9 protein-coding genes and 1 pseudogene are annotated in these 13,904 nt (G+C 43.2%); 3 read left to right on the forward strand and 7 right to left on the reverse strand.

Annotated elements, in window-relative coordinates; all coding sequences use genetic code 11:
- Positions 1-523 precede the first annotated feature (523 nt).
- Positions 524-1,590: pseudogene (locus A8L45_RS15120) on the forward strand (Preprotein translocase subunit SecY).
- 57 nt (positions 1,591-1,647) lie between these two features.
- On the opposite strand, the gene A8L45_RS15125 reads toward A8L45_RS15120, so the two are convergent.
- Both A8L45_RS15125 and A8L45_RS15130 read right to left on the reverse strand, forming a co-directional pair.
- Complete coding sequence (locus A8L45_RS15125; protein ID WP_068903731.1) at positions 1,648-3,132, reverse strand: hypothetical protein; 1,485 nt, start codon at positions 3,130-3,132, stop codon at positions 1,648-1,650.
- Positions 3,133-3,474: 342 nt separating this feature from the next.
- On the reverse strand, positions 3,475-4,605 hold the full coding sequence (locus tag A8L45_RS15130) for a hypothetical protein (protein ID WP_068903733.1): 1,131 nt from the start codon (positions 4,603-4,605) through the stop codon (positions 3,475-3,477).
- 656 nt (positions 4,606-5,261) lie between these two features.
- Between A8L45_RS15130 and A8L45_RS15135 the strand changes: the two genes are divergently transcribed.
- A complete protein-coding gene (locus tag A8L45_RS15135; RefSeq protein WP_068903736.1) occupies positions 5,262-6,689 on the forward strand; it encodes an NAD-dependent succinate-semialdehyde dehydrogenase in 1,428 nt (475 codons plus the stop codon).
- A 144-nt stretch (positions 6,690-6,833) separates the two neighbouring features.
- On the opposite strand, the gene A8L45_RS15140 is transcribed toward A8L45_RS15135, so the two are convergent.
- From A8L45_RS15140 to A8L45_RS15150, 3 genes are all read right to left on the reverse strand, one after another.
- On the reverse strand, positions 6,834-7,844 hold the full coding sequence (locus A8L45_RS15140) for a chemotaxis protein (protein ID WP_068903738.1): 1,011 nt from the start codon (positions 7,842-7,844) through the stop codon (positions 6,834-6,836).
- A gap of 197 nt (positions 7,845-8,041) precedes the next feature.
- Entirely contained in the window at positions 8,042-8,536 is a 495-nt protein-coding gene (locus A8L45_RS15145; RefSeq protein ID WP_068903741.1) for a hypothetical protein, read from the reverse strand.
- Positions 8,524-9,579 carry a winged helix-turn-helix domain-containing protein gene (locus A8L45_RS15150; protein WP_068903743.1) on the reverse strand — a complete coding sequence of 352 codons (1,056 nt, stop codon included), beginning with the start codon at positions 9,577-9,579 and terminating at the stop codon, positions 8,524-8,526. Before A8L45_RS15150 ends, A8L45_RS15145 begins: the two co-directional genes overlap by 13 nt.
- A 623-nt stretch (positions 9,580-10,202) precedes the next feature.
- On the opposite strand from A8L45_RS15150, the gene A8L45_RS15155 reads away from it, so the two are divergent.
- Positions 10,203-11,474, forward strand: coding sequence for a DASH family cryptochrome (locus A8L45_RS15155; protein ID WP_068903745.1), 1,272 nt, complete (start codon positions 10,203-10,205; stop codon positions 11,472-11,474).
- A gap of 52 nt (positions 11,475-11,526) precedes the next feature.
- On the opposite strand, the gene A8L45_RS15160 is transcribed toward A8L45_RS15155, so the two are convergent.
- Both A8L45_RS15160 and A8L45_RS15165 read right to left on the reverse strand, forming a co-directional pair.
- Positions 11,527-12,138 carry a PGAP1-like alpha/beta domain-containing protein gene (locus tag A8L45_RS15160; protein WP_068903747.1) on the reverse strand — a complete coding sequence of 204 codons (612 nt, stop codon included), beginning with the start codon at positions 12,136-12,138 and terminating at the stop codon, positions 11,527-11,529.
- Between the two features lie 369 nt (positions 12,139-12,507).
- Positions 12,508-13,878, reverse strand: coding sequence for a YjiH family protein (locus A8L45_RS15165; protein WP_217492166.1), 1,371 nt, complete (start codon positions 13,876-13,878; stop codon positions 12,508-12,510).
- Between the last annotated feature and the right edge of the window lie 26 nt (positions 13,879-13,904).

The raw sequence follows: 13,904 nt of genomic DNA on the forward strand, positions 1-13,904 counted from the left end.
ACTTTGCACTTTTCTTTTTAATTTTTTATCCAGTAATTTGTTCGTTTCGCGACTCAATACGTCGCTAAAAGAAGTTTGTGGTTTTGTATGCGTAAACAGTAAGTTAATTTATACGTGGACATCTGCATGATTAAAACTGCTTTTATTTCATAAGCAACATGAAAGATATTCATAATGAGGCTTTTTAAAATTATCCTCAAGATGATAACGTCAATGGTAAGTGTTCTGAGTTGGCAGTGACAAAGATGGGGACTCTCAGTCATTTCGATACGCCTTAGCAATCGGGTATTCGCATTCAGGTCTGAAGACTGTTCCTGTCACTGTTAACTACAGGAATCACGCCTTCATTTTCCTCTCCACTTTCCCCGCAATAACGCCATATCGAACAAGCTTTAACCATTTCGCTGTGGATTCAATCAGTTGATTAGCGTGAGGCATGATTTAACAGCATCTTTTCCGGCGATGCGGTATTCTCCTGAAACTCAAAAACGAACTGCTCCAGCAGTCAAACATAACTATTACTATGCATTACCAAGATTCTATGGGATATCGCTATCCGAAAGGTCGATTTGCGATGTTCAGCGTCTATTCATTTACCGGCGCTGCTGTCATTACATCTACTGTTTTTTCTCTTCTCCTGTTCCTCTCTATTGATGACGACCCTATGATGAAAGTCCTTTTCGGGACGCTCGCGGTCATCTTTGAGGCGGGAAAGTTCTTTGCCTGGTATGAATACGGGGAAAGGCGTGCTCACAGGAACTTTTCTGGAGCCTTTGTTGCCCTGTTCTTTTATCTCATTCTCGCTGCAATTTCCGTTGGCGGCAGTATTGGCGGTATAAACAGCGCAACTAACAAAGCGCAGAGTCATCTGACAATCAATGATTCTAAAATTTCATCCTATAACAGGCAAATAGAGGCGATTGAAAAGCAAATCGCGTTGAATGATTTAGCCGCAAAAAAGTATATTGAGATGGAGCGTATTGCCTCTGGTGTGGACCGCATACAACGGGAGAACAATAAGCTACGTCAGGAACAACTGAAACTGGCTGCCGAGCGTGATGCACTTCCTCCCGTGACTCAGGGATCTGCGATTGGACTTATCGACAGCATTGCGAAGTCTTTGAAGCTCTCAGCTCAGGATGCCCAATTGGCGCTGGTCATATTCTTATCGTTTTTGCTCGATTTCTTTGCTGCATTTTTTGTTGGTGTCATTGGCGAAGAGCTCCGATTCCGCCAATTTTCAGGCGTCATCGTGAAGTGACTATTGATGCCATTGCAACACCTGTCCCTGCTGCACTGTTGGAGCGACCATCCGCCAACTCTGACAATGAATTATCGACAGCGGCTGAAAACTTGGACGAAGAAAATGCGATTGAACCGGTTGAAGAGCCACTGCCGCTGGAACAACAGGTAGAAAATGCACTCAGCGATAGCGTCATTCCATGTAGTAAAAAAGCTGTGATCCGTCACTTTAATCTGAGTAACGAAAAAGTCGATATGCTGTTCAAAGACATGTCAGAGAAAGGAATGATAGCTAAAAAAGCCAATAATCATTACTACTGGGTGAAGCAAGAGCCAGAAACGGTCTAAACCTGAGTATTTCTCGTCGCAATGAAGGAGGGGCTGCCAGTGACAGCCTCTCTTTCTTTATTTTTGACGGATGCGCACCACCCCGCCAAATGTTCCTGTCACGATGTCTCCATTCGCCCCAATCTGCGTTGCGGCATAAAAGCTATTGTTAATTGGCAGTATCCCCAAGGGATAATGAAATGCAGATTCCCCGGAATGCCAGTCAATCCCCTCAAGAGTCCACACACCTGCTCGCTGGCCAATACAATATGCCAAACCAGTCGCTGCACTCATTGTCGGTATTCCGTTAGGACAACTTATCGCTTTGTTTGACCAGTCGCTCTTAACAGTTTTAAATACAGGATCCCAACTGAAACGTTCAACACCATATGGCGCATTTGGGCCGATATTCGAGAAAAACACTGTCGTGTATTGCAGTAGTCCCGGTAACCATGATGAGCTGAAAGCATAGTCATTACTGACGACCATGGCGCTGTAGTCTCTCACCAACACAGATTGCTCTGACACGCTAGACGTCGCATTCGGGTTACCAAATGTAATAGGAATTTCTGCTGCAATTCTCCTGTCTTTTCCCGGACCAATCGCCTGCCAGTCATTGGGGATCTCTGACCGCCAAAACAAGACCAGATGCGCCAGCTCCTGACCATCAGTGACAACAACAAACTGGTCTTCACCCTGATTCCCCATCAGCGATGGCGTTGAACCAGAACCCGTGCCCAACCTGCCCGGTAGAGGCTGCGTCGGTCCGGTTTCGTATCCAGCCTGCCATGAACCATCATTGCTGCTTGTAGACAGTAAACTCCCTGTCCATTGCACACGGTTCATATATTTGTCACTGACAATATAGATACCTCCTTCTTCATCAATCGCGATGGAGTTGGAGATAGTCTGGTTTTCTTTCAATGTTATGCAATCAAACTGGTTTAGATTTCTGTCAGCGTTACAAACAACACCATTTGCGGTAACGACAATCAAGTGGCCGTCATATGTCATATTTACGCCAACAATGTAATCGCCAGGCGCAATATAACCAGACGGAATTGCAAGCTCTTGCAGCTTTTCAATACGTGATGTCTTCCACCACAAAAACGAGACCTCTACACGTTTAAACTTGCCTAATGCCGTATCACCGACAGGAATAAAGGTCGCATTATCTTTGTCTACAACAATGTAAGCGCCGGACAGCGCATTCTCTGCGATAGGCTTCTTAACATAAACATTTCTATGAATAGATTGAGGTCGGGTTTCTGCATTGAATATGGTAAACAACGAGCTGCCCCAAAATTCTGTAGGCTTATTACTTTCAGTATTTGCATAGCCAAGCGTAATCGAAACAGGCAACCCCGGCAGGTAATCTGAAGTCAAAGACTGTTTCGACGTGGGACCAGGGTAACTGGACGAACCTTGTGCATAGGGGCCTTGATGAGACATCGGCCATGGAGAATCAGCGAGAAAAGGATTTTTAGGCGGAGCCTCTGCATGCGAATGAAATGCAAATAATGTTGCTGAAATAGCAATGGCCCACCTGATTAAGTCGCGCATATTATCTCCTGACTGAATAGATCATGAACGTCAGCGCAAGAGACTTTATTGGTCACTGGCTATCTGTTCCGATTTGATGTAATAAACTCATCACTGTATTTTTTGCTTTTAAACAGGTCGGATGAGTTGTCATTTGAGGATAATAGTGGAAGATAAACAGGCTTTTGGATGACTCAATATAGATACATAAACGGAAATAATCTTTTTTTATGATTTTATATACATAAGGTTTTATATTAAAGAAAGCACACCTTAATAAATATAAAATGTGCTTTCCGATTAATATTATTTAATTTTAATTACGAATATTTTATTAATATTCAGACTCAACATGAAACTACTTTATCGCTCTTCCTCACTTATATCGAGTTTACTTTCTAAGCTGCTTATCTTTTCTTTTAATATAAGGTTTTGTTTTGTTGTATCGTCAAGCTCATTTTTAAGCTTTCTGATTGCAGGCTGATCATTTTTAGATTGCAATGTTATAGTATTCGCATACTTCGCCAATTTTTCTGCACGTGATGCTATGGATAATCTTCGCATACTCTCACCATCAAGTGCCAGATTGATATTATCAAGATAGGCCTCAATGTTGAGTAAATATGCCTCGTATTTTCTGCCTCGGATAGACTTAAGGTTTTTGACTTCTTGAGCAATATTTTCAGTATGTTGAATTTCTATCTGGCCTTTTTCAACCGCATCGGCAATTTTATCTTTATCTCGCGGAGAGGAATGTACAACAGACTTGGCCGTTTCGACAGCCGCACTCAATGCAAGGAAGCTCAGCGGAACAATGTCATCATAATCATCACTCTCCATTCGATCCACAATAGATTCTAAAGGTTCAATGTAGATTTTATGGGCAACTTTAACCTCTAGCGCCTTCGCATCACGCAGAAACTCTGCCTGTAAACTCTGTGCATCGTCAATATCATTGCTTTCCACTTCCCTGAAGAGACGACGATACTGTCTTGCTAATACCTTAAATTCTCGGGAAGATTCCTTATCTGCACCTATTGATGCCAGATATTTCATCGCTTTTATTGAAGGCGCTAATAACTTGTCGGCGCGCTGTTGTAATGCCAAAAGTGCAAGATGCTTCTCGGCGAGGTCTGCAACAGCTTGATCGAATGTTTGCGCGTAACTACGAGATGAAAATAAAGAGTAATCTTCATTTACTCCGCCGGGCTCTTTTTCTATTTGCCTATAAATATGCTGAACATCCTCCCATTGATCCAGAAGATCATTCACCATATTTTTACTATATATACTCATCGGATGGCTCGCCTTTATTTTAGCGCGCCACTCTGTATGTACTTCCCTAATCCTCTCAATTGTTGCTAATAAGTCGTTTTGTTCCGTTGATACCGATGTTGAATCTTGTCCACCCTCAGGAGATTGTGGGGTCGACTGACAGCCAGTCATCATTAAGAAAACCATGCATAGGGCACTGCATTTTATATTACGCATCATTCGACCTCTTCCTTTTAGGGTTATGCATATGAAAAATAAAATTCGCGTGATCATTAACCTTAATAAAAGAGAGAAATAAAAATAGCGCCCAAAATATAAACAGGGGAATTGAATAGACCATAAATAGTATTATTTAATAACTATTTAATTATCTCTCTTTTATAGATCATATGTAATATATTTAAGATTTAATGCCCATACAAGCGAGTTATAACTTTAGCCATTGGAATGTGAACCAGAGTATGATTTTCTTTCTTTTGAGAAATATAGCAGGAGTGTCTAATATAGATAATTATGGATATATAACAGGGCGTTAAAGAAATTTATCCATAATGGTAACGATCACTTATCTTGAACAAAATGTCAGCACCTTTTTCTACTCAGCGCCAGCCTTTCCTATTTCAACTTTTGCCCTATGAATGAAAGTCATGGTCGGGCATAAGGATTAGCTAAAGCGGCAGTATTATGGGCAAATCTATTATGCAGCTCGCACCCTCTGCGTCTGTTGAGGTTCCTCGACTAGAGCTGTCCCTTTTGAGATTTAGGTCTTTTTTGCTGCAAATAATCTCGGAATCAATCAGGAATATTGTATTACCTGCCTGTCGATGTACCCTAGACTTTCAAACGGACTATTTTCGGCTGGGAGAAAGGTGTAAATGGATAAAATCAACAATCGAGAACTGATAAGAGTGCTTTGCGAACAGGGTAATGACACCATTTCTATTGATAACCCTGCCACAGGAAAAACCATCGGTTACATTCCTTCAATGTCCGAGGAAGACATAAACGCCCTGATAGATAAAAGCGCCATCGCCCAGCAGCAATGGTCTGAAAAAACAGCAAAAGAACGCGCTGATATACTGCTGCGATGGTATCAACTCATCATTGATAATGCCGACGATTTAGCTCGCATCATGACAATTGAACAAGGAAAACCGCTAAGTGAGTCTCGCGGCGAAGTCCTTTATGGGGCCTCTTTCGTTCAATGGTTTGCAGAAGAAGGAAAGCGCGCATATGGCGAAGTGATCCCCTCGCCGCGTAATGACAGAAAAATAATCACGCTAAAACAACCGGTAGGAGTGACGGCAGCAATCACACCATGGAATTTTCCCATTGCGATGATCACCCGTAAAGCCGCACCAGCTCTCGCCGCTGGTTGCAGTATGCTGATAAAGCCTGCAAATCAGACGCCTTTGAGTGCCTATGCGATTGCAACACTCGCCCATCAAGCTGGCATACCCGAGGACTGCCTGACCATTGTTTCAAGTACTCGTTCTTCTGTCATAGGCAAACTTTTCTGCCAGCACCCAACAATCAGTAAGCTCTCTTTCACTGGTTCGACACAGGTCGGCCGAATTTTGATGAGAGACTGTGCAGAAAGCATTAAAAGAACGTCGATGGAGCTGGGCGGAAACGCTCCTTTCATTGTATTTGATGATGCCGATATTGATGCCGCCGTCGAAGGCGCTATTGCTTCCAAATTTCGTAACGGCGGACAAACATGTGTCTGCGCAAACCGTTTCTATGTCCACCAAGATATTCATGACAGCTTTGTCGAAAAATTCGCTCAAGCCATGGCTCAGCTTACCGTAGGAGATGGTATTGATTCATCCACTCAGGTCGGGCCGTTAATCGATGAGAAGGCCAAGCAAAATACGCTTCGCTTGCTGACAGAATCTTTAAAACAGGGCGCGACGCTCGTTGCAGGTGGAGAAGATCGAGGAGGCAGGTTTGTGACGCCCGCTCTTCTTACCAATGTCACATCAGAGATGTCTGTCGCTCAAGAAGAAATTTTTGGCCCGATTGCACCCATTATTCGCTTTTCTGACGAGCAGAACCTTATCAAAGAAGCCAACAACACGATATATGGCTTAGCCAGTTACTTTTACAGTAAGGATATCAATCGAATTTTTAGAGTTGCTGAAGCTCTTCAGTCAGGCATGGTCGGTGTCAATGAGGGCATAATTTCAACTGAGGTTGCTCCGTTTGGCGGAGTTAAGCAGTCAGGTATCGGGCGGGAAGGCGCAAGGCTGGGACTCGATGAATACTTGAACATAAAATACATTTGTCTTGGCGGAATGTAACGAGAAGACAAACTGTGCTGACGGGCTGCGCGCCGTATTGAGTCGTGGTGGTGAATCATGGTGGTGAGCACTACTGACCACACCATAAAAACGGCAAAAAAATAGAGAGCATTACGCTCTCTATCTATTTCTGTAAAAAAATAACTACTCTTTGGCAGGCACTGGTGCGACATACTCGTCTTTGATGTCCAGTATGAAGCTGTCCATGAGTGCTACCATTCTCCCCATTTCGGGTTTGGTTATCGTATCGTTCGCACCGAGTTGCAGTGCTTTACGCCTGTTTTCCTCACTCATCAGTGACGAGAACATAATGATAGGTGTTTTCTTGAAGAAGCTGGTGTCGCGGAGGCGTTTCAATAAGTGCATTCCATCCATTTTGGGCATTTCAACATCCGTTACTACGCCGTCGACATAATTGGTAACGGGAACACCCTCTTCGTCCGCTGTTTTCGCAAAACCCATCAGTGTCCGATATGCCTCAGCACCATCCTTCGCAGAAATAATGTTATAGCCTGCTGAACGCAATGTGTTTTCTATCATGCGACGGATAAAGCCGGAGTCATCGACCACCAGAATACTTTTCGAATTACGCTGCGAAACGGCGTCTTCGTCCAGATGGATATTTTTATCCGTCGTGATGTCATATTTTTCCATACTGATTTCTGGGTTAATATCAGCAATGATCTTCTCGAAATCAAGTATCATTATCAGGTTGCCTTCCTGACGCACAACTGCCACTACACAGTCCTGATTACCCGCTTCAAGGAACTCGCTGGGAGATTCAACTTCTTCCCACGACACCCGGTGAATACGACTCACACTGTCTATCAAGAAACCATTTATCATTTTGTTGAAGTCGGTAACAATGACGACTTTATTGTCCATTTCGTAATCGGTGTCCACCCCAAGCCAGCCAGCTAAGTTAACTAATGGGATAAGACGATCCCTCAGGGAAAATACCCCTAAAACATTAGGCTGCGCATTTGGGTAGTCGGTGGTGTCAGGTACACGAATAACCTCGCGGACTTTTGCTACGTTTATGCCGTAATAACATACCTTTTTAGTCCCATCCGGCAAAATTCTGCGAAGGTGAAACTCAATAATCTCAAGCTCATTCGTACCACTTTCTAGAAGAATTCCAGTTTGATGTTCCATATTTACGCCGCTCTTCACTGGTTACAGGGGCAAAATTTCGTTTATCTAATTAACAGCATAGTCACAAACTAGAAACGCGTGACTCAATTGAGAAAAAATATCTCGTCAGGGAATTATTGAAATATAGAAAAGTAAGTCTTAGAAAGGACTGACCCGCCTTGGCGGGTCAACAGTGATTTGTGGTTGTAAACTTGAAGTTAAACGGGATCTCGATCATCCTCAATATACCGAGAACAAACCATTCGGTTGCCGTGTTTGCCTGTCCATAAGAACAAGTGATCACCATCTCTGTGGTAGTTGAAGATTGCTGAGACCCCTTTTTCAGACTTCAATGCCTGCTTCCACTTATCAATATCACCCCAGACCCAGTCGATATCACTGAAAGTCAGCGAGAGTGTATCGTTCGTTTGCTTATAGTTGATGGTGTAGTCGATTTGATAACCACGCTGTCTGTCATTTTCCAGTTGCTGATAGCCACGTTTGATGAGACGAGCATCTTTGCCTGACAGAAAAATAAGGGTGTCGTACTCATGCCGAATACCTGGTACTACACTACCTTCTCTCTGTGAGAACTGAACATACGAATTACAGCTCCATGTTGTATTGACCAGCGGCTCAGGAAAGAAATAATTCCAGCCGAGAACCGAAACGATGACTAAAGATGCAAGGAAAAATAGTATTAAGAATGGCATATTTTACGAATCTCCATAAATGAACGTTTCAACACACCCTTAATCTCAGTTTGCCCGACCTCTTTATTCACTATATTGATGGTGCCTCTGTCACCCTTGTTAAAGGCATACATTTTTATACCCACTCTGTTTTGGTCAAACAAAGCCTGGTATACCTCAAGATAAATACTTTGCGCGCATCCTGGTAATGCCTGCACATCGGCATCTGCCATAATCGCGTCAAAATCAACATTACTATCGCGTGCCTGAAAGTCTTTCTCGACGAAGAGATGGGAGTCACGGTAGTAACTATTGGCATCTAACTTTACAAACTGGTCCCGATCAAAGAATTCAGAATTCAGAGCATGAAACGCAAAAAATAGTGATATGACCAGAGATAAGCAGGTGACAGCAACAACGATTACTAACGCTGAATGTTTGGCCAGACTTGATGAACGAGACGTTTTATCATCTACAATCATCTCTTTTTTTTGAGGTGCCGTTAATTCTTCGCCCGAAGGTGATGTAGGTTTAATAACACTGCTAACCTCTTCTGGCTGAGTACCGTTATCCACCGTATCGGAGGGAGATTCTTTTTGATTCTCGTCTATCTCGCCAACACTGTCATTGTCTCTGGATGCTCCCACTGATTTACGCTTTTTACCGTCTTTTGTTAACCCAGCCACTTGAGCAAGATCAAAGGAAAGAACAGGTTCGGATAGTTCAACCGCGCTATCTTCTTGAAGTCTTTCTACCTGACCGTCGACCTCCAGCACATAACCCAACTTTGTAATTGTTTTAATTCGAGTATTTTGTGCGCCAACTGCATTCAGTGCCTTTCTGAGCTTGGAGATAACGTTTGTTAACGCTTGATCTGTCACCACACTACTGGACCAGCACCGCTCAATAAGCATCTCTTTACTGACTGGAATGTTTGGGTTGTCCAACATTACAGCTAGAGCCTCAGCAGGCAGGGGCCGTAGCTGGACAGTCTCGGCGCAGTCAGAGGTCAACTCCCTCCGCCCGGTATCAAATATAACGTTATCAAATTGAATTTTTTTCATGTTTGGTTATCACTGTTTTCTTAACCAGAGAGATGTTCTGTAGGGTTAATGCTTCGTACATACCTATCATATCTGGTGCCATTACAGCTGACTTCATTGGAAGCAAGGATGAGTGTTTGCGAGGCTTTACAGCTTCAACAGATTTTCTAATTTCTTATAAGATTTCATTTTTTATTGCGTAAACTCGGTAAAAGTCGCAAAACATTACATTTTGTTTTTACTGAAAAAGTTTCTAAATTCACACCATTTTCAAACCTGAGATCGAGTAGTTATCAGAAGTGATATTGAGTCTCTATTTAGATTTACTTCAAACGCCCTTAAAAAACGGTGTTCATTTTATACTAAGACAGGGTGAAGTCAATATCTCGTGACAGAGTTCACATTGAAGAATATGCAACATGGAAAGAAGTTTTGATGTTCTTTGCTGATCACAACCACAAACTAAAAGTAATTTACGGGCAAAGACATTTGATTTAGCTAATCTTAGGTTTGATTGATCTGTTCTTCTACACAAAGCATATTATCAACCGCCTCAATCGGTTACACAGCTCTCTAAAAAGGAGGTGAACCGCCGAATACGCGCTCTTTCAATATCATTGTGCCCCCAATTAAGGAGTGACGAAATGAATGGATTAATGTGGTTCCGCCACGATCTTCGCTTGTCAGACAACCCGGCAATCACTGCTCTAAGCCGCAGATGTAATAAAGCCATATTTCTGTACGTTATCGATCCAAATTGGTTTCGTCCTGTGCGTTTTCAATGTTCACATATGGGGAAATTTAGACAAGAATTTCTTTATCAAACACTTAGAGAGCTGGACACACAACTTCGTATCAATAGGCAAAGATTGGTCGTAAAGGTGGGCAATCCGCTCGAAATCATCCCTAATTTATGCAAAAAACACCGTATTGATCTGATTTCAATGACATCGCACCCTGGTGTGTACGAGCGTCATCAGGTCGCTAACCTTCAGCGCCAGACTGACTGCGAAGTGCAAACAGCTGAAAGCTTTACCATGTTTCTGGAAAATCAGATCCCTTTCCAGCAGGACGATTTCCCTGCAACATTTACCAAGTTCAGGAAATACATAGAAAAGAACCATATCCTGCCCTGCTTCCCAATCTGTGCACCAGACGATTACCCGCAAAGGATCACAGAATCCAGCGACAGTTTCGATGATCAAGAATTTATTTTCGACTTACGTCCTTACCGTGGCGGAGAAGACAGTGCCAATTTCCAGTTAAATCAATATTTCTGGAAATCACACAGAGTGAAAAATTACAAAGAGACCCGAAACGGTTTTGACGGCTGGAACTTCTCATCACGTCTTTCGGCTTGGCTGGCTAATGGATCCATTTCTGTAAGAACGGTTGCCGCAGAGCTTGAGAATTATGAATACAGGCATGGTAAAGACGAATCCACTCAGGCTTTGTACTTTGAGCTACTTTGGCGTGAATACTTTCAATGGATGATGAATATTCACGGGTCTAAGATGTTCCAGTTTGCAGGAATAAAACAAAAAAGACCGCTCACTAGTTTTTACAGCCAGCAATATAAATCGTGGGAAGAAGGCACGACCGACTACCCGATCGTCAACGCCTGCATGCGACAGTTAAAACATACGGGATGGCTGTCAAACCGTGGGCGGCAGATTGCAGCAAGCTGTCTCGTTAACGAACTAGGCGTGGATTGGCGCTTCGGCGCTGCCTACTTCGAACAGCAGTTAATTGACTTTGATGTCGCAAGTAACTTCGGTAACTGGCAATATTTGGCGGGGGTTGGTGCGGATCCACGCGGTCAACGCCACTTTAACCTTGAAAAACAGGCCGCGTACTACGACCCTGATGGAATGTTCGTCAAAAAGTGGTCTGCGGAATCAAGCACCATCCGTTAGCGGTATGAAGAGTAAGGGTGAACACACCGCTAATAATGCTTTGTCATCACTTCTATGCCGCCTTCCCGGGCGGCGTACTCAGGACATCAAGCACTTTTCGATACACTTCTTTAGAAATTAACAACGTAAAGTGATTTAAACGGAACAGCTCAAAGTCCGTCATTCCAGGTACCTTAGTCTCTTCGACTAACACAGTGCCATCTGACTCACCCTTGTTGAACAGTGCCGATATGCCTACCGGTGCGTTTCCTGCGAGACTGTAAAGCTTGGCCTTGTGGGTCCAGCTTGCATCATGGTTAGGTAACAAGTATTTTTTACTTTTATACAGTGCCCAGCCGAAACCTATATTGGTGAAAAAGTCTGCAACATGTGATCCTTTATGTGGTGTACCTAAAGTTACCACTGTGCTAATTAACTGACTGTTTTCACTGCCTGCTTCTAAGTAGGTACGTGCGATAATCCCCCCCATAGAATGCGCCACAATAGCAGCTTCAGGCTCACCCGCAATGAAGTAATCAATTTTTGCAAAAATACTGTCTACATCAGGCTTCACAGTGTTGTAAGTGATCGTCAGAGTTTCATGCCCAGCCGCTTTAAGCTGCTTAGCCAGTGGAATAAGAGTAACTCCATGCATATACAACCCATGTAATAAAACAACTTTCATTGCTTTTCCCCTTTTCTCAAAAAAATTAACATCCCATTTTCACGGGTTAACGACACCGAACACGGGCTCACTACATAAAATCCGCTATCACAATTTCTTTTGTGATACTGCCTCTGACAACTTCAATATGTTTGCAACCGTATTTCATCTGCTGGATGACTAATCATTGGCTGAATGCTAGGCGCATTGCAAAATGGCTGACCAATCCAATCGTTATTAGTTGCACAACATGTCCGTGTTTTGATGATCGGCTTAATTATGGTTGAGTAAATGAGGGTTACATGCGTCAGCTTTTGAGAAAAAGTGAGTAAATAGACTAAAAAAAGCAGTGCAAACGGACACTGCTTTTTTGATAATTCTGTACTTATATCAAAATATTATATGTGCAACGCCTGCAATCACCGGAAGCGTCACCAAGGTTCTGAGTAAAAATATCAGCACCATTTCCCATAACTTAATTGGGATACGGCTACCCAGCAACAAAGCACCAACCTCAGACATGTAAATAAGTTGAGAGACAGATAAAGCTGCCACAACAAACCGGGTTAGCTCACTATTAATATCTGCTGCTAATATGGCTGGTAAAAACATATCTGCGAAACCAATGACCATAGTTTGCGATGCTGCAGCAGCCTCAGGTATGTGCAGTAATTCGAGCAAAGGAACAAAAGGCATACCAATTATTGCGAAGAATTGTGTGTGCTCTGCGACGATCAACGCCAAAGTGCCAATTGCCATCACGATAGGTAATACACCAAAAAGCATATCCATTGCATTGTGCAGCCCTTCTTTGCATACATTTCGCAATGACGTTACGCCCGATGCACGATGAACAGCCATGTTAAAGCCATGCTTGAAGACATTTTCACCGATTGGCAGCTCATCATTTTCACTGGGTTTTTCTTCACCATTCACCAGAACATCTTTTTTCCAGCTAAGCGGCGGAAGTCGGGGAACAATAACAGCGGCGATGAAACCAGCCAGACATACTGTCAGGTAAAATGGTACGAACATGTGCTCGAGACCAACCTGCGCGATGACAACCAGACTGAAGCTTATGGAAACCGCAGAAAAAGTTGTTCCAACAACAGCAGCCTCACGCTCAGTGTAAAAACCCTGCTCGTATTGTTTACTCGACATTAAAATTGCAACGCTGCCGTCTCCGAGCCATGATGTCGCGCAATCAACTGCAGAACGACCTGGCAGACGGAAAAGCGGCCTCATTATCCGGCTCAACATCGCACCAAACATTTCAAGCAGACCGAAATTGGTGAGTAAAGGCAGAAACATACCGGCGAACAGGAAGACAGCCAGCAAAGTAGGTAATAACTCGCTGAAGATGAATCGACCCGTATCTTTGCCAACGATAAGCTCAGGGCCGATAACCTGATAACTCATAAAGACAAATACTGCGCCAATAATACGAACAGCAAACCAAACTGGGGACACAATGAAAAGACTGCTTAAAAAGGAATTCCGCATCAGCCAGTCAGGTTTAAAAACACAAGCCAGTGTCGAAAATACCGCACTCAGAACAATGATGACGGTGACAACAAAACCACTGTGTTCACCCAGTGCCGCAAGGATCATTTTTGAAAAAACAGCAACAGGAATTGTGAACCCCTCGTTCTGACTCACGGGAGCCATAAACAGGAGAATGCCCAATATAGAGGGGATCAGAAACATCAATACGTTTCTAGATGACAGCTCTGGCTTAATCATCGTTGAAGGATTCTGCATAAATTAAACTACTGCTCGATTTTGTT

Source organism: Veronia pacifica, from assembly GCF_001707825.1.
In the GTDB taxonomy this organism is placed as follows: Bacteria; Pseudomonadota; Gammaproteobacteria; order Enterobacterales; family Vibrionaceae; genus Veronia; species Veronia pacifica.